Source organism: Flavobacterium sp. 316 (assembly GCF_000967805.1).
GTDB lineage: Bacteria > Bacteroidota > Bacteroidia > Flavobacteriales > Flavobacteriaceae > Flavobacterium > Flavobacterium sediminilitoris.
This window is the reverse complement of sequence record NZ_JYGZ01000003.1, coordinates 531,506-554,159: the sequence shown is the minus strand read 5'-3', so window position 1 is coordinate 554,159 and position 22,654 is coordinate 531,506. Positions and strand designations below refer to the sequence as shown.

Genomic DNA, 22,654 nt, shown 5'->3' with positions numbered 1-22,654 from the left:
TTTTAAGAAAAACTTTTAAAAAATATTTCAAAAAAAGCTTGCGAGATTAAAAAGAAGGTTGTAGTTTTGCAGCCGCTAAACGAGAGAATAGCGGAATAAAAAAGAATGACACGTTCATAGACATATTGGATTGACAGCATAACTTAAAGTGATTTAAGTTATAAAGTAAAAGAGAGTAAATTGAATTAGACTATACGTCAGCGATTATCGTACAAAATTAAAATATACGATGAAGAGTTTGATCCTGGCTCAGGATGAACGCTAGCGGCAGGCCTAACACATGCAAGTCGAGGGGTAGAGTTAGCTTGCTAACTTGAGACCGGCGCACGGGTGCGTAACGCGTATGCAATCTACCTTGTACAGAGGGATAGCCCAGAGAAATTTGGATTAATACCTCATAGTATTATCGGGAGGCATCTTCTGATTATTAAAGTTCCAACGGTACAAGATGAGCATGCGTCCCATTAGCTAGTTGGTATGGTAACGGCATACCAAGGCAATGATGGGTAGGGGTCCTGAGAGGGAGATCCCCCACACTGGTACTGAGACACGGACCAGACTCCTACGGGAGGCAGCAGTGAGGAATATTGGACAATGGGCGCAAGCCTGATCCAGCCATGCCGCGTGCAGGAAGACGGCCCTATGGGTTGTAAACTGCTTTTATACAGGAAGAAACACTGCTACGTGTAGCAGCTTGACGGTACTGTAGGAATAAGGATCGGCTAACTCCGTGCCAGCAGCCGCGGTAATACGGAGGATCCAAGCGTTATCCGGAATCATTGGGTTTAAAGGGTCCGTAGGCGGCCTTATAAGTCAGTGGTGAAATCTCCTAGCTCAACTAGGAAACTGCCATTGATACTGTAGGGCTTGAATGTTTAGGAAGTAACTAGAATATGTAGTGTAGCGGTGAAATGCTTAGATATTACATGGAATACCAATTGCGAAGGCAGGTTACTACTAAATGATTGACGCTGATGGACGAAAGCGTGGGTAGCGAACAGGATTAGATACCCTGGTAGTCCACGCCGTAAACGATGGATACTAGCTGTTCGGACTTCGGTTTGAGTGGCTAAGCGAAAGTGATAAGTATCCCACCTGGGGAGTACGCACGCAAGTGTGAAACTCARAGGAATTGACGGGGGCCCGCACAAGCGGTGGAGCATGTGGTTTAATTCGATGATACGCGAGGAACCTTACCAGGGCTTAAATGGGAGACGACAGATTTGGAAACAGATTTTTCTTCGGACGTCTTTCAAGGTGCTGCATGGTTGTCGTCAGCTCGTGCCGTGAGGTGTCAGGTTAAGTCCTATAACGAGCGCAACCCCTGTCGTTAGTTGCCAGCGAGTAATGTCGGGAACTCTAACGAGACTGCCGGTGCAAACCGCGAGGAAGGTGGGGATGACGTCAAATCATCACGGCCCTTACGTCCTGGGCCACACACGTGCTACAATGGCCGGTACAGAGAGCAGCTACATGGTGACATGATGCGAATCTTCAAAACCGGTCTCAGTTCGGATCGGAGTCTGCAACTCGACTCCGTGAAGCTGGAATCGCTAGTAATCGGATATCAGCCATGATCCGGTGAATACGTTCCCGGGCCTTGTACACACCGCCCGTCAAGCCATGGAAGCTGGGGGTACCTGAAGTCGGTGACCGTAAGGAGCTGCCTAGGGTAAAACTGGTAACTGGGGCTAAGTCGTAACAAGGTAGCCGTACCGGAAGGTGCGGCTGGAACACCTCCTTTCTAGAGAAAAGATAAAGTTGTATGTATAAGAGATTGATTTTACTCTCGCTGTTAGTTCAAAAAACAATAAAAACTAAAGAAAACAGAGTCTCGTAGCTCAGCTGGTTAGAGTACTACACTGATAATGTAGGGGTCGGCAGTTCGAGTCTGCCCGGGACTACAATTTTCGAGTTTTTATAGGAAATTTTAGAGGTTGAGTAAGCCGTTTGAAGTCTGTTAACTGCAAACTGTTAACTATTGACTACTAAATGGGGGATTAGCTCAGCTGGCTAGAGCGCCTGCCTTGCACGCAGGAGGTCATCGGTTCGACTCCGATATTCTCCACGAATACTTTGTAAGAAAGTATAAAAGTTCATTGACATATTGAGAAAAGAAAATATAAAAATATAATAGAAAGCACAAATTTCGGGTGTTATATTCGTATAACATTTGAAAAACAAGTACAATAAGCAAAATAAGGGCGTATGGGGAATGCCTAGGCTCTCAGAGGCGATGAAGGACGTGATAAGCTGCGAAAAGCTACGGGGATTGGCACACACGAATTGATCCGTAGATATCCGAATGGGGCAACCCACTATGTTGAAGACATAGTACTCCGATAGGAGAGTAAACCCGCTGAACTGAAACATCTAAGTAGGCGGAGGAGAAGAAAACAAAAGTGATTCCGTAAGTAGTGGCGAGCGAACGCGGATTAGCCCAAACCAAAGTTGTTACGGCAATTTTGGGGTTGTAGGACTGCGACATTCTATGCGGATTGAATTAGAATAACCTGGAAAGGTTAACCAAAGAAGGTGATAGTCCTGTATAGGTAAGAGAAGATATAGATAGCAGTATCCTGAGTAGCGCGGGGCACGTGAAACCCTGTGTGAATCTGCCGGGACCATCCGGTAAGGCTAAATACTCCTGAGAGACCGATAGTGAACCAGTACCGTGAGGGAAAGGTGAAAAGAACCGTGAATAACGGAGTGAAATAGATCCTGAAACCATACGCTTACAAGCGGTCGGAGCCCTTTCGTGGGGTGACGGCGTGCCTTTTGCATAATGAGCCTACGAGTTACCGTTGCTGGCAAGGATAAGTACTTCAGGTATGGATCCGTAGCGAAAGCGAGTCTGAATAGGGCGCCATAGTCAGTAATGGTAGACGCGAAACCGTGTGATCTACCCATGGGCAGGATGAAGCTGTGGTAACACACAGTGGAGGTCCGAACCCGTTGACGTTGAAAAGTCTTGGGATGACCTGTGGGTAGGGGTGAAAGGCCAATCAAACTCGGAAATAGCTCGTACTCCCCGAAATGCATTTAGGTGCAGCGCTGAATTAGTTATATAGAGGTAGAGCTACTGATTGGATGCGGGGGTTTCACCACCTACCAATTCCTGACAAACTCCGAATGCTATATAATGATGCTCAGCAGTGAGGGCATGGGTGCTAAGGTCCATGTCCGAGAGGGAAAGAACCCAGACCATCAGCTAAGGTCCCCAAATGTATACTAAGTTGAAAAAACGCGGTTTGTCTGCTTAGACAGCTAGGATGTTGGCTTGGAAGCAGCCATTCATTTAAAGAGTGCGTAACAGCTCACTAGTCGAGCGGACGAGCATGGATAATAATCGGGCATAAGTATACTACCGAAGCTATGGACAGATTAATCTGTGGTAGGGGAGCATTCTAAACTGGGTTGAAGGTGATATGTGAGTATTGCTGGACTGTTTAGAAAAGAAAATGTAGGCATAAGTAACGATAATGCGGGCGAGAAACCCGCACACCGAAAAACTAAGGTTTCCTCAGCTATGCTAATCAGCTGAGGGTTAGTCGGGTCCTAAGGCGAACCCGAAAGGGACAGTCGATGGCCAACGGGTTAATATTCCCGTACTACTTATAATTGTGATGGAATGACGGAGTGATGAAAGCACCGCGAACTGACGGAATAGTTCGTTGAAGTACCTAACTATATTCTCTATAGGCAAATCCGTAGAGAATGGTGAAATACGATAGTACTCGGAGTCTTCGGACAAAGGGATAGTGTGCCTAAGGGCTTCCAAGAAAAGTTTCTAAACTTAGATTATAAGTACCCGTACCGTAAACCGACACAGGTAGTTGAGGAGAGAATCCTAAGGTGCTCGAGAGATTCATGGCTAAGGAATTAGGCAAAATAGACCTGTAACTTCGGGAGAAAGGTCGCCAGCAGCAATGCTGGCCGCAGTGAAAAGGTCCAGGCGACTGTTTATCAAAAACACAGGGCTCTGCAAAATCGTAAGATGAAGTATAGGGCCTGACACCTGCCCGGTGCTGGAAGGTTAAGAGGAGATGTTATCTTCGGAGAAGCATTGAATTGAAGCCCCAGTAAACGGCGGCCGTAACTATAACGGTCCTAAGGTAGCGAAATTCCTTGTCGGGTAAGTTCCGACCTGCACGAATGGTGTAACGATCTGGACACTGTCTCAGCCATGAGCTCGGTGAAATTGTAGTATCGGTGAAGATGCCGATTACCCGCAGTGGGACGAAAAGACCCTGTGCACCTTTACTATAGCTTAATATTGACCTTGGACACGTGATGTGTAGGATAGGTGGGAGACTTTGAAGTGGCGTCGYTAGGCGTTGTGGAGTCATTGTTGAAATACCACCCTTTGCTTGTCTGAGGCCTAACCCCGCTTAAGTGGGGGACATTGTTTGGTGGGTAGTTTGACTGGGGTGGTCGCCTCCAAAAGAGTAACGGAGGCTTCTAAAGGTTCCCTCAGCACGCTTGGTAACCGTGCGTAGAGTGCAATGGTATAAGGGAGCTTGACTGAGAGACATACAGGTCGATCAGGTACGAAAGTAGAGCATAGTGATCCGGTGGTTCCGCATGGAAGGGCCATCGCTCAAAGGATAAAAGGTACGCCGGGGATAACAGGCTGATCTCCCCCAAGAGCTCATATCGACGGGGGGGTTTGGCACCTCGATGTCGGCTCGTCACATCCTGGGGCTGGAGAAGGTCCCAAGGGTTGGGCTGTTCGCCCATTAAAGTGGCACGCGAGCTGGGTTCAGAACGTCGTGAGACAGTTCGGTCTCTATCTACTGTGGGCGTTAGAAATTTGAGTGGATCTGATTCTAGTACGAGAGGACCGAATTGGACAAACCTCTGGTGTATCTGTTGTTCCGCCAGGAGCACTGCAGAGTAGCTACGTTTGGAAGGGATAAGCGCTGAAAGCATATAAGCGCGAAACCCACCACAAGATGAGATTTCTTTTAAGGATCGTGGAAGATGACCACGTTGATAGGCTATAGATGTAAAGGCAGTAATGTCATAGTCGAGTAGTACTAATAATCCGTAAGCTTATGTACGCTTTTCCTGCGCCGTAAGGCGCAGGGAGAAACTTTCTGTAAAAAATAGATTTTCTTGTCTCAATATGTTAAGATATTATTGTAGTTATTCATTTTGAAAAATAAATGTATATTACAAATAGTTGCCTAAAGCAATTATAACCTCTTAAGGTGGTTATTGCGGTGGGGCTCACCTCTTCCCATTCCGAACAGAGAAGTTAAGCCCACCTGCGCAGATGGTACTGCAATCCTGTGGGAGAGTATGTCGCCGCCTTTCTTTTAAAAACCCTAATCAGTACGATTAGGGTTTTTTGTTTTTAAAATTTATTGGATCGATTCTTTTGTTAATTTTATTTTCATAAAGATCTGTTTTTAGGCCTCTTAGGGTATACATATTTTGGTATTATTTTACCTCTATCTGAATAAAATATATGATCTAGAGTTGTTTTTCTATTATTCTTAACCATTGCCAAGTTTACACATATTATTGTTGAGTAATTTCAATGATAGATAGTTCTATCTTTTTAGTGAAATCTTCTGCTTTTGAATTAAATTCTCTTAGTTGCCTTTGTAGTATACTGTCATTTAATCTGGATTCTTGACTAATATCTTTTACTAATCTACCTGATTTTAACAATTCTGCAATCGTAATTTTAAAGTTTTTATCATAGAATTTTCCATAATTTATCCTATTTATGAATTTAATTATTGCTTCAAAACAAAGGTAGACATTCAAAAAAGAAGTTTTTGAAATAAGTAACAAAACGTACGGAAACTCTAGAATAGTTGATACAACTAAAGAGAAAAGCTGTCAAGTATCAAAAATATAAGTTGCTAAACTGATGCGAATTTAATGTTTTGAGAAGTAAATTTTAAAGATGTTTTAAAGTTGTAATAGATTCTAATCATCCGTATTTAGTTTGTATAAGTTTTTTGAATAGAAGTTTTACAGTGAAATCCTTGAATGAAGAAGTTTGGGTATTTTAAACCTATATACGAATAGTTAAAGGTTGTTTATATCTCACAATCATTATTGATTTGTATAATAGATGAGTGATAGGATGCTAATTAAGTATGTAATCATAGAAAATTTGCCCGACTTTTTGTTGGAAGGCCATTGTCTTATATGTCATTATTTCAAGACACGGCATTACTATAATAAAAAAAGGAAACAATTGTTTCCTTTTTTAACTTCAGATAAATAAAATTAATCCCAATACTTTTATTTAACTAACCAGAAAGTGCTTTTAACAGTGGCTTAATACTTTTATTATGAATATAACTAACTCTTAATAACATATTAACAATATAATCTTTCAAAAGAAAAATAAATTACCATTTTAAAAGTTATTAAATTGCTTAAAAGAATAAAACAACTAATAATTTTCATGTCTGTTTATGTTTGTTATGTACTTAAATGTAATAATCATGCCAATTTGTGTTAGATGTTGAAATTGATTGTAAGTATTTGAATTATAGTGTTTTAATTTTTTTACTCATATTGTGTAATTGTGTAAAAAAGCGTTACTGTATAATTATAATGGGTATTTATTACACATATTTTATATAGTGTCATACTTTGACTGCTTTTTATAAATAAATTTGTGTATGATAATTAATATTAAAAAATTACAAGTTACATTTGTTGTAATAATTTTTTATGTTAGATAATTATGCTTGAGAATTTAAAAAAAATATTAAACGAAGATCAAGATCCAAAATCGATTGATAAAATAACAGCTAAGCTTGAAAATTTATTAATGTCTAATGAAGATATTGGTTACATAGCTGTACAAAAGAAACCAGCAGTAACAATATTACCTGATAGTATTGTTGTTACAAATAAAAGGATAATATTGTGTAAGCCTAAAAATCTTGGTTTATCAATGGAGTTTGTAGATTATGATTGGCATGATATTACAGGTAGTTTTGTTAAAGAAGGAATTCTAGGGGCTGATTTTACTTTTACAACGAAGTCAGATTTAACATATACAATAGATTATTTACCAAAGAATCAAGCAAGAAAACTATATACTTTTGCTAAGGAACAACTTGAGATTCTTAAAAACCCTGTAATTAAAGAGGTTGATAAAGAAGAGTCTTCGGTGAGTGCAATTGAATTTGTTTCTGAAGATGTAGTTTTTAAAAATAAGGAATCTGAAAAAATAGTTCTTGAAGAGATTAAATCTGAAGAAGTGTTTGATTTTGCTGAAATTATTCCTGTTAATGAGCAAATTATTCGATATGAAGAAGCTAGAGTAGATAATAGTGTTGATTTAGGATCAGAGCGAAAATTGAGTGAATTATCTCAGGATGAATTGTTTGAAAAACTCCAAAATTACAAGAGGTTATTGGATAACGGGTTAATTTTACAAGGCGAGTATGATAGTTTTAAAAAGGAAATTTTGACTTATATGTAGAAAAAAAGGGAATTTATAAATTCCCTTTTTTAGTTTATAATGATTTTTTTTTGTTTTTCAACAAATCCATCTGCTTGTAATTTTAATAATTCTGTTGCTTTTTGTTTTTTGTATTTATATAGCTCATTGTCTTCTTTAATGTCAGTATATATTTTATCATAAATTTCGGCATCTGTTTTAAGTTGTAGTTCACTTTGATATTTATTTTGGGTTAGTGCGTTTAAAGTAAACATTTCATAATCTTCAATCTTGTGATCATATTCTCCTTTTCCAGATAGAAGTTTGGCAATTATGGGAGAGGTTTCTATTGCTAGAAATAATAGCATTATAAAGAATGAAGGTAGCCAAGGTAATTTGTTTAAAGCGTTTATTCTGGCCATTAAACCATCAAATGCGTTTATTATAGGTTGCGTCTCTGTTATTTTGTTTTCTAAATTATTTTGAATTTCTTTTATTTGAATTTCTAATTCGTTAATTTTAGATTGATTAGTGTTTTTTAAAGTTTCTAACTCTTTTAGAGCGGAATCGTGTTTTTCACGTTTTTCTTTATAAACGGGTCCTTTTCCTAATTTCTTCGTTCCAGTTGTTCCTTCTGCTTCAGTAATGTAAACAGTGTATAGATTATTAACTTCTTTTTCTTTTTTTAGGACATCATTTTTTAAGCTATCTATTTGCGCTTTATTCTTGTCTAAATCTTTTTGAAAATAATTAGAAATTTCTTTTTTATTGTTTAAGGCCATTGCATTTTTTTCTTTAAGCAAAACTGTATTGATTTCTTTTTCAAAAATTTTAATTTCTAAAGGTTTTGAAATGACAATTGCAATAATGATAGCTAGTATAATTCGAGGAGTTGCTTGAAGAAATTCTTTCCAGAAACTATCTCTTTTCCTTATAGTAGAAACAATAAATCGATCAAGATTGAATATAAGTAATCCCCAAATGAGACCAAAACCTATTGCAGTGTAGATGGTGTCGAAAACGGTGTATAATGCATAACTTGCGGCAATAAAAGCCATTATAGCAGTAAAAAAAACGGTAGCGCCAATTCCGGCATATTTGTTTTGTTCTGCATTAGAGCAAGAATTGATGAGATTCTTATCGGCTCCTGAACATAAGATAAAGAAGGTTTTTAACATAATATTGTTTTTTGATGATGATTGTATTGAAAATAAGTTCAATTTTTGATTAGTACAAATTTAATCACAAATGTTTCAAATTGTTGTTAAATTGTTGAAAAATAATTAGATAAAGAGAAACCCTTACAGTAATGTAAGGGTTTCTCTAAATAATTTTAAAATAGTTATTAAAAATTAATATCTATAATATTCTGGTTTGAAAGGACCTTCAACAGGAACTCCAATGTATTTTGCTTGATCTTCACGTAATGTTTCTAATTCAACACCTAGCTTAGCTAAATGTAAAGCAGCTACTTTCTCATCTAAATGTTTAGGTAACATATATACTTCATTTTTGTAAGCAGCGCTATTTGTCCATAATTCGATTTGCGCTAAAGTTTGGTTTGTAAATGAATTACTCATTACAAAACTTGGGTGACCTGTTGCACAGCCTAAATTAACTAAGCGTCCTTCAGCTAAAATGATGATATCTTTTCCATTAATAGTATATTTATCAACTTGTGGTTTGATTTCGATTTTTGATGTTCCATGATTTTTGTTTAACCAAGCCATGTCAATTTCGTTATCAAAGTGTCCAATATTACAAACAATTGTTTTATCTTTCATTTGTTCGAAATGAGAACCAAGAACGATATCTTTATTTCCTGTTGTAGTGATGATAATATCAGCATTTCCTACAACAGTGTTTAGTTTTTTAACTTCAAATCCGTCCATTGCAGCTTGTAAAGCACAAATTGGATCTATTTCTGTAACTGTTACGATAGAACCAGCTCCTCTAAAAGATGCAGCAGTACCTTTTCCTACATCACCATATCCGCAAACTACAACTCTTTTACCTGCTAACATAATATCTGTTGCTCTACGAACAGCATCAACTGCAGATTCTTTACAACCATATTTATTGTCAAATTTTGATTTAGTTACAGAGTCATTTACATTGATTGCTGGAATATGTAAAGTTCCGTTTTGCATTCTTTCATATAAACGGTGAACTCCAGTTGTTGTTTCTTCTGATAAACCTTTGATATTCTCAATTAATTCTGGAAAACGATCAAAAACCATGTTCGTTAAATCACCACCATCATCAAGAATCATATTTAATGGTTTTCTATCTTCACCAAACCATAAAGTTTGTTCAATACACCAGTCAAATTCTTCTTCATTTAGACCTTTCCATGCATAAACAGGGATTCCAGCAGCAGCGATAGCGGCAGCAGCATGATCTTGAGTTGAAAAGATATTACAAGAACTCCAAGTTACATCAGCACCAAGAGCTACTAAAGTTTCGATTAAAACAGCAGTTTGAATTGTCATATGAAGACATCCTGCAATACGAGCGCCTTTTAAAGGTTGACTTGTACCATATTCTGCTCTTAAAGCCATTAAACCTGGCATTTCTGCTTCAGCTAATTCAATTTCTTTTCTTCCCCAATCTGCTAAAGTAATATCTTTTACTTTGTAAGGTACATAAGTTGTCGTATTTGAACTCATCTATTGTATATTTGTATTATTAATTTTGAATGGCAAAGGTACAAAATCCATTTTTAATTATTAAATTTTATCACTTATTTTGTGAAATGTTTAATAGCATAAAGCTTTGAATTTCAATTGAATATTTTAGATGCCACTATATAAAAAAATAAATAGAGATAAAAACACAATTCTTTTCGTGTGGAAAATTGAAGAAGAGTTTGATGATTTATTTAAAATTATTTCCTTAAAAGAAACTTCATTGATCCGATTGTTAAATATGAAATCGGAAAGTCACCAAAGAGGGTTTTTAGCTGTAAGAATGTTACTCTTAGAAGCAGGTTATACTGATTTTGATTTATACTATGATGAGTTTGGTAAACCACATTTAGTTGATGGTAAACAAATCTCAATTAGTCATTCGCATGATTTCTCAGTAATACAGGTTGGTGATTGTAAGATGGGAATTGATTTAGAAATCTTAAAGAATAAAATTGTAACAATTGCACCGAGGTTTATGGATGTTATGCATTTGAAAAATTTAAATAAAGAAGAGAAAATAAAAAAAGCAACCGTTGTTTGGGGTGTAAAGGAATCGATATTCAAAATTAAAAATGAAAAAGGGATTAGTTTTCCAAATCATATTTTTGAAAATCAATTTAGTTTGAATGATTTTGGAGGAATTGCTCAATTAAAATTTAATAATACTATTGAAGAATATTGTTTTACATTTGAATTTATAGAGAATTATGCTTTAGTTTGCGCATTCGAAAAAAAGTAATGACGTCAATATATCAAGAAATAGTATTTGCTAAAAAAAGCAAAAGGAAACTTCTAGTAATTCTTTTGGATCCTGAAAAAATTTTAGTATCTGATGTTGCTTTACTATGTTCAAAAATTAAAAATGCTCCAGTGACTCATATATTTTTGGGAGGAAGTACTTTTAATGGAAATTATTTAGATGAATTAATTGTTGAAATAAAAAAGTATTGCACTCTTCCTATTCTGCTTTTTCCAGGAGATCACAAACAAATATCAAATGAAGCAGATGGAATTTTATTTTTGAGTTTATTGTCGGGGAGGAATCCAGATTACCTGATTGAGCATCAAATAAATGCAGTTCCTCTTTTAAAGAAAACAGATTTAGAAATTATTCCAACAGCTTATCTGTTAATTGAGAGCGGAACTATCACTGCTGTTGAAAGGGTTAGTCTAACAAAGCCACTAGATAGAAATAATATAGATTATGTTTGTCAAACAGCAAAAGCAGGAGAGTTTATGGGAAATAAACTGGTTTATTTAGAAGCAGGAAGTGGGGCAAAAAATGCGATTCCTTTAGAAATGATTAAGAAAGTGGTTGATGAAATTCAGATTCCATTAATCGTTGGAGGAGGTATTAGTACTCAGGAAGCTATAGAGAAAGTATTTGAAGCAGGTGCCGATATGGTTGTTATTGGAACTGCATTTGAAAATGATAACACCTTTTTTAATTAATGATTGATTTTTTATTTTCACAATATAAAGGCTATCCGACACATCAAATTGTTTTAGAAATTATTGCTATTCTTTTTGGATTGGCAAGTGTTTTGTTTGCTAAAAAGAATAATATTTTAGTTTATCCAACGGGAATTGTTAGTACCATTATTTTTGTATATTTATTGTATAAATGGAGTTTAATTGGAGATATGTTAATTAATGGATATTATGCTATTATGAGTATTTATGGTTGGGTGCTTTGGTCACAAAAAAAAGATGATATAATAGAGTATCCTATATCTATTATGGATAAAAGAGATATTATTAAAGCTGTGGTTATATTTTTTATTACAGTTCTATTTGTTGTTTTTATATACAAATTTTTCAATAAATTTACAGACTGGACAGCTTATGTAGATACATTTACAACAGGGATATTTTTTGTAGGAATGTGGCTTATGGCTAAAAGAAAAATTGAAAATTGGATACTTTGGATTATTGGAGATATTATTTCTATTCCATTGTATTTTTATAAAGGTTATACTTTTACAAGCCTTCAATATTTTATTTTTACAATTATTGCAATTTACGCCTTTAAAGAATGGAAAAAAAGTTTAGCGAAAACGATTTAAAACAAATAAAACTCAAAGAAATAGCAGTAGAAAGCATAGAGCAACAGCTACGTTTTTTTAGAACTGGAATTCCTAAAATTAAATTACTAAAGTCAGCAACAAAAGATGATGGTATTTGGGTTTTAGATAAAGAAGAAAAAGCTTTTTATGTAGCGGTATTTGATAAGAAAAAGCAGTATTTTAATATTGAAAAGTTTATTCCTGCTTCTGGTGCGGCTACAAGGATGTTTAAGTTTTTAGCTGAATTTTTGTTCGAATTTGACATTGAAAATGAAACGATTAATGCTTATATTAATAGAAAGAAAAGCAATGACCTACCTATTTTTTTAATTGGAATAAAAAATTTCCCTTTTTATCTAGAATTAAAAAAGCATACGCTTTCTCTTTATCCAGAATATGAAAGTTATAATAGTGATAAAAAAAGTTATTGTTTAATTAAAACACTACTTTCGAAAGACTGTTTCAATTATGGAAATAAACCTAAAGGAGTTTTACCTTTTCACGAGAAAGAAGGAGAAAAAGTAACGCCAATAGAAGAACATTTAAAGGAAACTGTTTTTTATAAAAGAGGAGATAGAAAGTCTAAAGTACATTTTACAATCTCAGAAGAACATTTAGCGGATTTTGAAAAAATAACGTCAAAGTATGATGATTTTGATATTTCATTTTCATATCAACAACCTTATACTGATACACTAGCTGTAAACTTAGATAATTCTCCTTATAGAGATGAACAAGGTAATTTGTTTTTTAGACCAGGAGGACATGGGGCTTTAATTGAAAATCTTAATGCTCTGAATTCGGATATTATCTTTATAAAAAATATTGACAATGTTTCCTATAATCACATTGATGATGTTTTAGAGAATAAAAAAATACTAGGAGGAGTCTTAATTACTATTCAAAATCAAGTATTTGATTATCTTAAAGAAATTGAAAAAGAAACAATAACTATTGAAAGAATTAAAGAGATTTCAGATTTTATCACTCAAAAATTAAATTGGAATCTACCAAAAGAGTTTTTTAATTTTACTCCAAAAGAGCAATTAGAAAAACTTTTTGAGATATTGAATAGACCTATTCGTGTATGTGGAATGGTCAAAAATGAAGGAGAACCAGGAGGTGGTCCTTTTTGGATTAATCATGAAGATGGAAGAGTTTCGCTTCAAATTGTAGAAAGCTCGCAAATAGACTTAAATGACACAAATCAAATGAATATTTTTAGAAATTCAACACATTTTAATCCTGTAGATTTAGTTTGTGGAATTAAAAAATATAATGGAGAAAAATTTGATTTAAACGAGTATGTAGATAAAAATACAGGTTTTATTGTTGAAAAAAATAAAAATGGTAATCCGATAAAAGGATTTGAGTTACCAGGTTTGTGGAATGGAGCAATGGCATTTTGGATTACTATTTTCGTTGAAGTTCCGTTAACTACATTTAATCCAGTAAAAACAGTGAATGATTTATTAAAGTCAGCACATCAATCAAAAAATGAATAAAGAAATTGTTATATCTGAGTTAAAATTAAAAGCAGTAAGAAGTAGTGGTGCTGGTGGTCAAAATGTAAATAAAGTTTCTTCTAAAGTAGTGCTTACTTTCGATTTAAATAGTTCATTGGGTTTAACTGAAGAGGAAAAAGAGTATTTAAAAGAAAGAATAGCAACTAGATTAACACAAGATTTTATTTTGATGTTAAATTGTGATGAAGATAGAAGTCAATTAAAAAACAAAGAAATTGTAATTAAACGATTTCTAACGATATTAACTAACGGATTAAAGAAACCTAAAATTAGAAAAGAAACTAGAATTCCAAAATCAGTAAAAGAAAAAAGAATTAAAGAAAAGAAAAATATAGGTTTAATAAAGCAGTCTAGAAGAAAGCCAGAAATTTAACTTTTTACAGATATAATCTGATTACTTTACTATCTTTGCACCGTCTCAAAGGGGTGCTTTAAATATTTTAAAATTTTAAGGCTGAGATTATACCCGTGGAACCTAGAACAGATAATGCTGTTTAGGGAATTAAAAAACTAAATACTATTAAATTTAACAAAGAATAATTACCCCTTTTATTCGTATATAATTTGCGAATGAAAACTTTATTCAAAATTAAAAAATCAAAAAAGACATTGAGCTTTTTGATTACTTTTTCTTCACTATGTATCTTTTCACAGGAAAAACAACTTGACAGTATTAAAGTAACACAACTAGACGAGGTTTTAGTGTCTGCCGTAAGAGCAAATTCAAAGCAACCTGTAAGTTTTACTAATATGTCAAAAACTGAAATTGCAAAACGCAATTTAGGTCAAGACATTCCTATGTTATTAAACTATTTGCCTTCTGTTGTTACTACAACTGATGCTGGAAATGGTGTTGGCTATACAGGAATTAGAGTAAGAGGGAGTGATGCGACAAGAGTAAATATTACAATTAATGGAATTCCATATAATGATTCAGAATCTCATGGAACATATTGGGTAAACATGCCTGATTTCGCTTCTTCTTTACAAAGTATTCAATTACAAAGAGGAGTTGGAACATCTACAAATGGTTCTGGAGCGTTTGGAGCAAGTTTAAATATGCTTACAGATTTAGCTGCGGAAGAATCAAATGGTGAAATTTCAAATTCATTTGGAAGTTTTAATACAAGAAAACATACGGTAAAATTTAGTACTGGAAAAATGAAAAATGGTTTTGAACTTTCTGGAAGATTGTCAAATATTCACTCAGATGGTTATGTTGATAGAGCTACTTCAGATTTGAAATCCTATTTTTTACAAGGTGCTTATTTTGAAGGAACTACTTTGATTAAGGCCTTAGCGTTTGGAGGAACTGAAAGAACGTATCAATCATGGAACGGAGTTGATAGAGAGACTTTTAATGAAAACCCTACATTTAATTCAGCAGGAATGTATACTGATGAGTTTGGGAATACTCGTTATTATGATAATGAAACAGATAATTATCAGCAAGATCATTATCAGTTACATTGGAACGAGAAATGGAGTGAGAATTGGAATACAAACTTAGCTTTTCATTATACAAAAGGAAAAGGATATTACGAAAATTATAAAGAAGATGAAGCTTTTTCAGATTATGGGCTTATTCCAACTGCTGGGCAAGTTTCAACAGATTTAATTCGTCAAAAATGGTTAGATAATAATTTCTATGGAACTACATTTTCTGCAAATTATAATAAAGATAATTTTGACTTTATATTAGGAGGAGCTTGGAATAAATATGAAGGCGATCATTTTGGAAAAGTAATTTGGGCAAGATATGCTTCTACAAGTGAACTTGGAGATAGATATTACGATGATTATGGAAATAAAACAGACGGAAATGTTTTTGCAAAAGTGAGTTATGAATTTTCAAACGGATTTGCTGTTTTCGGAGACTTACAGTATAGAACAGTAAACTATGAAGCAAATGGAGTTCAAGCAGATTTGATAAATGATACATTTAATTTTTTCAATCCAAAAGCAGGACTAACATATAAATTATCTAATAATAGTACTTTATTTTTGTCGTATGCAAGAGCAAATAGAGAGCCAAATAGAACAGATTATGAGAATGGAAGTCCTAAGCCAGAACAGTTAGACGATTTTGAATTAGGATGGAAATTCGGATCTTCAAAATCAAGATTAAATGTGAATGCATACTATATGGCATATAAAGATCAATTGGTTTTAACAGGTGAGCTGGATGATGTTGGAGCGCCTATTCGTAGTAATAGTGGTGATAGTTATCGTTTAGGTGTTGAAGTAGAAGCTACAATATTATTGTCTAAAAAATGGACAATAGCGCCTAATTTTACATTGAGTAAGAATAAAAATATTGATTTTTATTCAGATGCTTCTGGAGATTTGGAGAATATTGGGAATACAAATATTGCATATTCGCCAGAAATTATAATTGGAAATCAAATAATATTCAGTGGGTTTAAAAATTTTGAAATAGGTTTGCTGTCAAAATTTGTAGGAGAACAATATTTAAATAATACAGATGATAAATCAGGGATATTAGCAGATTATTTTGTTAATGATTTAAATTTAATATATTCTTTACCAATACATAAAATTGCTGAAGAAATTATTTTTACACTTAATTCGAATAATATTTTTAATAAAAAATATGCTTCTAATGCTGTTGATTATGGAGGTGGTTATGTTTATTATTATCCACAAGCAGGTGCAAATATAATGTTTGGAATGACTTTGAAGTTTTAAAAAAAACAAATAGACATAAAAAAACCGACTTTTAAAGTCGGTTTTTTAGTTTATATAAGAATATAGTTATTGAACTAATCCTCTTGAAATTACAATACGTTGAATTTCTGATGTTCCTTCATAAATCTGTGTAATTTTCGCATCACGCATCATACGTTCTACATGGTATTCACGTACATAACCATTTCCTCCATGAATTTGTACAGCTTCAATGGTTACGTTCATAGCTGTTTCAGAAGCAAAAAGTTTTGCCATTGCACCTGAATGCGATATGTCTTGACCAGCGTCTTTTTCAAAAGCAGCTTTAAAGCATAACATTCTTGCAGCTGTAATTTGAGTTGCCATATCTGCTAATTTAAAAGCAATAGCTTGATGCTTGAAAATTTCTTTTCCAAAAGCTTTACGTTCTTGTGCATACTTTAAAGCTAATTCATAAGCTCCAGAAGCAATACCTAATGCTTGAGAAGCAATACCGATTCTTCCTCCATTTAAAACGCCCATTGCGAAATTAAAACCAAAACCATCTGCTCCAATTCTATTTTCTTTAGGTACTTTAACGTCTGTAAATAATAAAGAATGAGTATCAGACCCTCTAATTCCCATTTTATTCTCTTTTGGTCCTATATCAAAACCTTCCCATCCTTTTTCTACAATAAAAGCATTAATACCTTTATGTCCTTTTTCAATATCTGTTTGTGCAATTACAATGTAAGTAGAAGCTGTTCCACCATTAGTTATCCAGTTTTTTGTTCCGTTTAACAAATAGTAGTCTCCTTTGTCAATTGCAGTTGTTTTTTGTGAAGTAGCATCAGAGCCTGCTTCTGGCTCAGATAAACAAAAAGCACCTATAACCTCTCCTTTTGCTAAAGGAGCTAAATATTTTTGTTTTTGCTCTTCATTGCAGTATTTTTCTAATCCAGCACAAACTAAAGAGTTGTTAACCGACATAATTACGGCAGCAGAAGCATCAATTTTAGCAATTTCTTCCATAGCTAATACATAAGACACACTGTCTAATCCTGAACCACCATATTTCGGATCAACCATCATTCCTAAAAATCCAAGTTCAGCCATTTTTTTAACTTGTTCCGTAGGAAAAATTGAATGTTCATCTCTTTCAATAACTCCAGGATGTAATTCTGTTAAAGCAAAATCTCTAGCTGCTTGTTGAATCATTAATTGCTCTTCAGTTAATTTAAAATCCATATCGTGTAAATAAAGTTTTAAGTAATTTATTAAAAGTTCCCAAATGTAATTATTTATTAGCAATTTTTCAATAACAATTTGTAATTTTAGCCCATGCAAAAGGATTCCTATAGTGTTATTGGGGTTATGTCAGGCACATCTCTTGACGGGGTTGATTTGGTTTACGTTACATTGTCTTTTTCAAGTAAGTGGAACTTTAAGATTCATATATTTGAAACAGTTCCTTATACTGAATATTGGATTAGTATGTTGTCAAATTCAATTCATTTATCAAACAATGAACTTTTAGATTTAAATCAAAAATACACAGAAGAATTAGCTAAGATAATTTCTGAATTTATTACAAAAAATGAAATTCAGAATATTGATATAGTATGCTCTCATGGGCATACCGTTTTGCATCAACCAGAAAATGGTTTTACACTTCAAATAGGGAATCTAAGTAAAATAGCTGAATTAATAAAACAAAATGTAGTCTGCGATTTTCGAGTTCAAGATGTTCAATTGGGAGGACAAGGTGCTCCACTAGTACCTATTGGAGATCGATTGTTGTTTTCTGAATATGATTATTGTTTAAATTTAGGTGGCTTTTCAAATATTTCTTTTGAAGAAGATGGAGAAAGGATTGCTTTTGATATTTCTCCTGTTAATACAGTTTTGAATTTTTATGCAAATCAACTTGGATTAAATTATGATGATAAGGGGAATTTAGCCCAAAAAGGACTTTTAAATAATGAATTGTTAATAGAGTTAAATTCCTTAATTTTTTATGAGCAATCTTATCCTAAGTCTTTAGGGATGGAGTTTGTTAATTCAAAAATATTTCCAGTTTTAAATAAATATTCGATTCCTGTAAATGATATATTGCGAACATTTGTAGAGCATACCGCTTTCCAAATAAGTAAAGTAATCGTTAAGAAGAATACTTCTGTTTTAATTACAGGAGGAGGTGTTTATAACGATTTTTTAATTGAACGAATTAAATCTTATTTGCCGAATATTAATTTGGTAATTCCGAATAATATTATAGTTGAATCTAAAGAAGCATTGGTTTTTGCTTTATTAGGTGTGCTAAAATTACGCAATGAAAATAATACATTAGCATCAGTAACAGGTGCAAGGCAAAATCATAGCGCTGGAAATGTTTTTACATGGAAATAGTATTTATTTAAGAATCAATTAATTATGTGATTTAACAATTTGTTAAGCCTTAATTTAAAACTTTGAAATACACTTAATTCAGAAGATTATGTATATTTGTGGAATTGAAAAATAACCAACAAGAATGAAAGATTTATTAAAGAAATTTGAAAATAAAGAACCTGAAATAGTATTTAATTGGAAAGATCCTGAAACAGAAGCAGAAGGATGGACAGTTATTAATTCCTTAAGAGGTGGTGCTGCTGGTGGTGGTACTAGAATGCGTAAGGGATTAGATATGAATGAAGTGCTTTCTTTAGCAAAAACTATGGAAGTTAAATTTTCAGTTTCTGGACCAGCAATTGGAGGTGCAAAATCAGGAATAAATTTTGACCCAAATGATCCACGTAAAAAAGGAGTACTAGAAAGATGGTACAAAGCTGTTTCTCCATTATTAAAAAACTACTATGGAACAGGAGGAGACTTGAATGTAGATGAGATTCATGAAGTTATTCCTATGACTGAGGACTGTGGTGTATGGCATCCTCAAGAAGGTGTTTTTAATGGTCACTTTAAACCAACAGAAGCAGATAAAATAAATAGAATAGGACAATTACGACAAGGAGTAATTAAAGTAATTGAAAATCCTAACTTCTCACCAGATGTAAATAGAAAATATACAGTAGCAGATATGATCACTGGTTATGGTGTTGCTGAAGCAGTTCGTCATTTTTATGCAATTTATGGAGGTGATGTGAAAGGAAAGAAAGCTATTGTTCAAGGATTCGGAAATGTAGGTTCGGCTGCGGCTTTTTATTTAGCAGAAATGGGAGCTAAAATTGTCGGAATAATTGATAGAGATGGAGGCTTAATTAATGAGAATGGGTTTTCATTTGAAGAAATTACAAATTTATTCTTAAATAAAGATGGGAACAAGTTGGTTTCAGAGAATATGATTCCATTTGATGAAATTAACGAAAAAATATGGTCAATCGATGCTCAAATATTTGCACCATGTGCTGCATCAAGACTAGTGCAAAAAAGTCAAATTGACCAGATGATTGCCTCTGGATTAGAAGTGATTTCTTGTGGAGCAAATGTTCCTTTTGCAGATAAAGAAATTTTCTTTGGGTCAATAATGGAAGAAACAGATACTAAAGTTAGTTTAATACCAGATTTTATTTCAAATTGTGGAATGGCTAGAGTATTTGCATATTTCATGGAGAAAAAAGTTCAAATGACAGATGAGTCTATTTTTTCTGACACTTCAAATATTATTAAAGCAGCTATTCAGAAAACATACGATTTAAGTTCAGAAAAATACAATATAAGTGCAAGAGCTTTTGAAATTGCTTTAAAACAACTTATTAAATAATTATTAGATGGAAATTTTATTAATCGTAATATTCGTTCTTGGTTACTTAGCCATAGCGATGGAACATTCTTTGAAAGTTGATAAATTGATTCCTGCTCTAGGAATGATGGCTATTCTGTGGGCATTAATTGCAGTCAATCATTTGGAGGTTTTTGAGATTTTGCCAGGAATAGGAAAAGAAAGTCATCATGTAGAAGGTGTTCTTTTACATCATTTAGGAAAAACAGCCGAAATACTTTTCTTCCTTATGGGAGCAATGACAATTGTTGAAATTGTTGACTATTTTGATGGTTTTTCAACGATAAAGTCGTTTGTTAAAACAAGAAGTAAAATAAGATTACTGTGGTTGTTTACTACATTAGCATTTGTATTGTCAGCTATTATAGATAATCTTACAGCTACAATTGTATTAATTACAATTTTGCAGAAAATTATAAAAGATAAAGAAGTTCGTTTATGGTTTGCGGGGTTAATTGTAATCGCTGCAAATGCAGGAGGAGCTTGGTCTCCTATTGGAGATGTTACAACTACAATGCTTTGGATAGCAAATAAAGTTTCTGCGGGGCAACTTATTCAGCACGTATTGATTCCTTCTATAATATGTTATGTAGTTCCAACTGTAATAGCATCAAGAATGAAAATTTTTAAAGGAAATATTGAAGCAGAAGTTGAGGTTGACGAAGTTAGCCCTCCTTATAGCTCTTTAATGTTTTATTTAGGATTAGGTTCCATTTTATTTGTTCCAATTTTTAAAACAGCTACACATTTACCTCCTTATGTTGGAATGATGTTATCATTAGCTGTTGTAGCTGCTGTAGCAGAAGTATTAAGTAATAGGAAGTTTAGTGTGGGAGGAGCAACTGCTGGTGAAGGTTCAGTACATCATAGTCCCGTTCATAAATCATTGTCTAAAATTGAAATGCCAAGTATTTTATTTTTCTTAGGTATTTTAATGGCTGTTGCTGCTTTAGAATCATTAGGAATGTTATTTGATTTTGCAGGAATATTAGAAAATAGTGTGCCATATCTTGGAACAGAACATCATTCAACAAAAATTTCAGATTTAGTAGTCTTGCTATTAGGAGCAGGTTCTGCAATTATAGATAATGTGCCTTTAGTTGCGGCAAGTATAGGAATGTTTCAAATTGGAATGGACGAACCAGCTTGGCATTTTATCGCATATTCAGCAGGAACAGGAGGAAGTATATTAATAATTGGTTCTGCTGCTGGAGTTGTTGCAATGGGAATGGAAAAAATAGATTTCTTTTGGTATCTTAAAAAAATAGGTTGGTTGGCACTTGTTGGGTTTTTAGCAGGTTCTGTTGGGTTTATTATTTTGAGAGACTTTCTTTTGAATGCATCATAAGTTAACAAGACAATTTTTTTAATTAATAGACGTTATTATATAAAATTAGAATATGAGTATATTTCTTCAAGTAGATAGTTTAGCAGTTGCCAGTCAAGTTATGGCAGAAGATCAGCCCGTAGAAAAGACACTTTCAATATGGGAATTATTAACAAGTGGAGGAATAGGTGGTCAGGCCATTATCTTAGTCTTATTTATTTTACTTTTTTTAGCTCTTTTTCTATATTTTGAAAGATTGATGGCAATAAATAAAGCAAGTAAGATTGATTCAAGTTTTATGAATAATATTAAGATGAATATCTTATCAGGAAAAATAGATTCAGCTAAGATGTTGTGCGCTCAAACAAATTCACCTGTTGCAAGGCTAATTGAAAAAGGAATTTCTCGTATTGGAAAACCACTTGAAGATATCAATACAGCTATTGAAAATGCAGGTAATTTAGAGTTGTATAAATTGGAAAAAAACACAAGTATGTTGGCTACTATATCTGGTGCTGGACCAATGATTGGTTTCTTAGGAACAGTGCTTGGTATGATTCTTGCTTTTCACAAGATGGCAAGTGGTGGCGGACAAATTGAAGTAGGTTCTTTAGCAGAAGGAATTTATACAGCAATGACAACTACAGTTATAGGTCTTATTGTGGGTATTGTAGCATATATGGGATATAATCACTTAGTTGTGAAAACAAATAAAGTGGTTAATCAAATGGAAGCAAATGCAGTTGAGTTTTTAGATCTATTAAATGAACCAGTATAATGAAGTTAGGTAAAAATAAAAATAAAGTATCTACAGAATTCAATATGTCTTCAATGACAGATATTGTATTTCTATTATTGATATTTTTTATGCTTACTTCTACAATGGTTACAACTAATGCTTTAGACTTAGTACTACCAAAAGGAAAAGGGAAAACCGATAGTAATAAAAGTATTTCTGTGAGTATAGATAAGGATTTGTCATTTTATATTGATAAAGATAAAATTGATGAAACCCAATTGGAAGCCCAGTTGTTAGCATTGGTAGCGAATGCTGAAAATAAAGCAATAGTCTTAAGAGCTGAAAAATCTGTTCCTCATGAAAAAGTAGTATATGTAATGGATATTGCATATAGAAATGGAATTAAGATGGTCGTGGCAGTTAGTCCAAAATAGATAA

16 protein-coding genes, 2 tRNA genes, 3 rRNA genes and 1 riboswitch are annotated in these 22,654 nt (G+C 33.6%); of the genes, 17 read left to right on the top strand and 4 right to left on the bottom strand.

Features of this window, described 5'->3' with window-relative positions; all coding sequences use genetic code 11:
• The first annotated feature begins 226 nt into the window (after positions 1–226).
• The 5 genes from SY27_RS08845 (at position 227) to rrf (ending at position 5,319) form a co-directional block, all read left to right on the top strand.
• Positions 227–1,744 (top strand): 16S ribosomal RNA (locus SY27_RS08845).
• An 86-nt stretch (positions 1,745–1,830) separates the two neighbouring features.
• Positions 1,831–1,904, top strand: a tRNA-Ile gene (locus tag SY27_RS08840).
• A gap of 90 nt (positions 1,905–1,994) precedes the next feature.
• Positions 1,995–2,068: transfer RNA gene (locus tag SY27_RS08835), tRNA-Ala, on the top strand.
• Positions 2,069–2,187: 119 nt separating this feature from the next.
• Positions 2,188–5,063 (top strand): 23S ribosomal RNA (locus SY27_RS08830).
• Between the two features lie 146 nt (positions 5,064–5,209).
• Positions 5,210–5,319, top strand: a 5S ribosomal RNA gene (gene rrf / locus SY27_RS08825).
• Together the 16S, 23S and 5S rRNA genes with 2 tRNA genes alongside form the textbook arrangement of a ribosomal RNA operon.
• A 207-nt stretch (positions 5,320–5,526) precedes the next feature.
• On the opposite strand, the gene SY27_RS08820 is transcribed toward rrf, so the two are convergent.
• On the bottom strand, positions 5,527–5,778 hold the full coding sequence (locus tag SY27_RS08820) for a hypothetical protein (protein ID WP_045969257.1): 252 nt from the start codon (positions 5,776–5,778) through the stop codon (positions 5,527–5,529).
• Between the two features lie 937 nt (positions 5,779–6,715).
• Between SY27_RS08820 and SY27_RS08815 the strand changes: the two genes are divergently transcribed.
• Complete coding sequence (locus SY27_RS08815) at positions 6,716–7,462, top strand: PH domain-containing protein (protein ID WP_045969256.1); 747 nt, start codon at positions 6,716–6,718, stop codon at positions 7,460–7,462.
• Between the two features lie 29 nt (positions 7,463–7,491).
• Here the strand turns inward: SY27_RS08815 and SY27_RS08810 are convergent, their stop codons facing one another.
• The gene (locus tag SY27_RS08810) at positions 7,492–8,598 is read right to left on the bottom strand and encodes a DUF4407 domain-containing protein (RefSeq protein ID WP_045969255.1); all 1,107 of its coding nucleotides are present in this window, start codon (positions 8,596–8,598) and stop codon (positions 7,492–7,494) included.
• 174 nt (positions 8,599–8,772) lie between these two features.
• Positions 8,773–10,089, bottom strand: a complete 1,317-nt coding sequence (gene ahcY, locus SY27_RS08805; protein WP_045969253.1) for an adenosylhomocysteinase — start codon at positions 10,087–10,089, stop codon at positions 8,773–8,775.
• Between the two features lie 130 nt (positions 10,090–10,219).
• Here ahcY and SY27_RS08800 point away from each other — a divergent pair, with 130 nt between their 5' ends.
• The 6 genes from SY27_RS08800 to SY27_RS08775 all read left to right on the top strand — a co-directional run bounded on the left by SY27_RS08800 (position 10,220) and on the right by SY27_RS08775 (position 16,411).
• Positions 10,220–10,849 (top strand): 4'-phosphopantetheinyl transferase superfamily protein, encoded by a 630-nt coding sequence (locus SY27_RS08800; RefSeq protein ID WP_045969251.1) that lies wholly within the window; start codon positions 10,220–10,222, stop codon positions 10,847–10,849.
• Positions 10,849–11,562, top strand: coding sequence for a geranylgeranylglyceryl/heptaprenylglyceryl phosphate synthase (locus SY27_RS08795; RefSeq protein ID WP_045969249.1), 714 nt, complete (start codon positions 10,849–10,851; stop codon positions 11,560–11,562). Before SY27_RS08800 ends, SY27_RS08795 begins: the two co-directional genes overlap by 1 nt.
• On the top strand, positions 11,562–12,176 hold the full coding sequence (pnuC, locus tag SY27_RS08790) for a nicotinamide riboside transporter PnuC (protein WP_045969247.1): 615 nt from the start codon (positions 11,562–11,564) through the stop codon (positions 12,174–12,176). The genes SY27_RS08795 and pnuC overlap by 1 nt, the downstream gene beginning before the upstream one ends.
• On the top strand, positions 12,146–13,681 hold the full coding sequence (locus SY27_RS08785; RefSeq protein WP_045969245.1) for a DUF4301 family protein: 1,536 nt from the start codon (positions 12,146–12,148) through the stop codon (positions 13,679–13,681). The genes pnuC and SY27_RS08785 overlap by 31 nt, the downstream gene beginning before the upstream one ends.
• Complete coding sequence (gene arfB / locus SY27_RS08780; RefSeq protein ID WP_045969243.1) at positions 13,674–14,075, top strand: alternative ribosome rescue aminoacyl-tRNA hydrolase ArfB; 402 nt, start codon at positions 13,674–13,676, stop codon at positions 14,073–14,075. The genes SY27_RS08785 and arfB overlap by 8 nt, the downstream gene beginning before the upstream one ends.
• Positions 14,076–14,114: 39 nt before the next feature.
• A riboswitch (TPP riboswitch) is annotated at positions 14,115–14,221 on the top strand.
• A 51-nt stretch (positions 14,222–14,272) separates the two neighbouring features.
• Complete coding sequence (locus SY27_RS08775; RefSeq protein ID WP_045969241.1) at positions 14,273–16,411, top strand: TonB-dependent receptor; 2,139 nt, start codon at positions 14,273–14,275, stop codon at positions 16,409–16,411.
• A gap of 66 nt (positions 16,412–16,477) precedes the next feature.
• Here the strand turns inward: SY27_RS08775 and SY27_RS08770 are convergent, their stop codons facing one another.
• On the bottom strand, positions 16,478–17,617 hold the full coding sequence (locus SY27_RS08770; protein WP_045969352.1) for an acyl-CoA dehydrogenase: 1,140 nt from the start codon (positions 17,615–17,617) through the stop codon (positions 16,478–16,480).
• 93 nt (positions 17,618–17,710) lie between these two features.
• Between SY27_RS08770 and SY27_RS08765 the strand changes: the two genes are divergently transcribed.
• The 5 genes from SY27_RS08765 to SY27_RS08745 all read left to right on the top strand — a co-directional run bounded on the left by SY27_RS08765 (position 17,711) and on the right by SY27_RS08745 (position 22,650).
• Positions 17,711–18,778 carry an anhydro-N-acetylmuramic acid kinase gene (locus SY27_RS08765; protein ID WP_045969239.1) on the top strand — a complete coding sequence of 356 codons (1,068 nt, stop codon included), beginning with the start codon at positions 17,711–17,713 and terminating at the stop codon, positions 18,776–18,778.
• A gap of 124 nt (positions 18,779–18,902) precedes the next feature.
• Positions 18,903–20,132 (top strand): Glu/Leu/Phe/Val dehydrogenase dimerization domain-containing protein, encoded by a 1,230-nt coding sequence (locus tag SY27_RS08760; RefSeq protein ID WP_045969237.1) that lies wholly within the window; start codon positions 18,903–18,905, stop codon positions 20,130–20,132.
• A 7-nt stretch (positions 20,133–20,139) separates the two neighbouring features.
• Positions 20,140–21,498: a sodium:proton antiporter NhaD gene (gene nhaD, locus SY27_RS08755; RefSeq protein ID WP_045969235.1), complete on the top strand. Its 1,359-nt coding sequence runs from the start codon at positions 20,140–20,142 to the stop codon at positions 21,496–21,498.
• A 52-nt stretch (positions 21,499–21,550) separates the two neighbouring features.
• Complete coding sequence (locus SY27_RS08750) at positions 21,551–22,255, top strand: MotA/TolQ/ExbB proton channel family protein (RefSeq protein WP_045969232.1); 705 nt, start codon at positions 21,551–21,553, stop codon at positions 22,253–22,255.
• On the top strand, positions 22,255–22,650 hold the full coding sequence (locus tag SY27_RS08745) for a biopolymer transporter ExbD (protein WP_045969230.1): 396 nt from the start codon (positions 22,255–22,257) through the stop codon (positions 22,648–22,650). Before SY27_RS08750 ends, SY27_RS08745 begins: the two co-directional genes overlap by 1 nt.
• Positions 22,651–22,654: the final 4 nt, after the last annotated feature.

Excerpts from the sequence above, each read along its gene's own strand:
- SY27_RS08765 (WP_045969239.1), top strand. The coding sequence starts at position 17,711 with ATGCAAAAGGATTCCTATAGTGTTATTGGGGTTATGTCAGGCACATCT.
- SY27_RS08810 (WP_045969255.1), bottom strand. The coding sequence starts at position 8,598 with ATGTTAAAAACCTTCTTTATCTTATGTTCAGGAGCCGATAAGAATCTC.
- pnuC (WP_045969247.1), top strand. The coding sequence starts at position 11,562 with ATGATTGATTTTTTATTTTCACAATATAAAGGCTATCCGACACATCAA.
- arfB (WP_045969243.1), top strand. The coding sequence starts at position 13,674 with ATGAATAAAGAAATTGTTATATCTGAGTTAAAATTAAAAGCAGTAAGA.
- SY27_RS08800 (WP_045969251.1), top strand. The coding sequence starts at position 10,220 with ATGCCACTATATAAAAAAATAAATAGAGATAAAAACACAATTCTTTTC.
- SY27_RS08815 (WP_045969256.1), top strand. The coding sequence starts at position 6,716 with ATGCTTGAGAATTTAAAAAAAATATTAAACGAAGATCAAGATCCAAAA.
- SY27_RS08795 (WP_045969249.1), top strand. The coding sequence starts at position 10,849 with ATGACGTCAATATATCAAGAAATAGTATTTGCTAAAAAAAGCAAAAGG.
- nhaD (WP_045969235.1), top strand. The coding sequence starts at position 20,140 with ATGGAAATTTTATTAATCGTAATATTCGTTCTTGGTTACTTAGCCATA.
- SY27_RS08745 (WP_045969230.1), top strand. The coding sequence starts at position 22,255 with ATGAAGTTAGGTAAAAATAAAAATAAAGTATCTACAGAATTCAATATG.
- ahcY (WP_045969253.1), bottom strand. The coding sequence starts at position 10,089 with ATGAGTTCAAATACGACAACTTATGTACCTTACAAAGTAAAAGATATT.
- SY27_RS08770 (WP_045969352.1), bottom strand. The coding sequence starts at position 17,617 with ATGGATTTTAAATTAACTGAAGAGCAATTAATGATTCAACAAGCAGCT.
- SY27_RS08785 (WP_045969245.1), top strand. The coding sequence starts at position 12,146 with ATGGAAAAAAAGTTTAGCGAAAACGATTTAAAACAAATAAAACTCAAA.
- SY27_RS08750 (WP_045969232.1), top strand. The coding sequence starts at position 21,551 with ATGAGTATATTTCTTCAAGTAGATAGTTTAGCAGTTGCCAGTCAAGTT.
- SY27_RS08760 (WP_045969237.1), top strand. The coding sequence starts at position 18,903 with ATGAAAGATTTATTAAAGAAATTTGAAAATAAAGAACCTGAAATAGTA.
- SY27_RS08775 (WP_045969241.1), top strand. The coding sequence starts at position 14,273 with ATGAAAACTTTATTCAAAATTAAAAAATCAAAAAAGACATTGAGCTTT.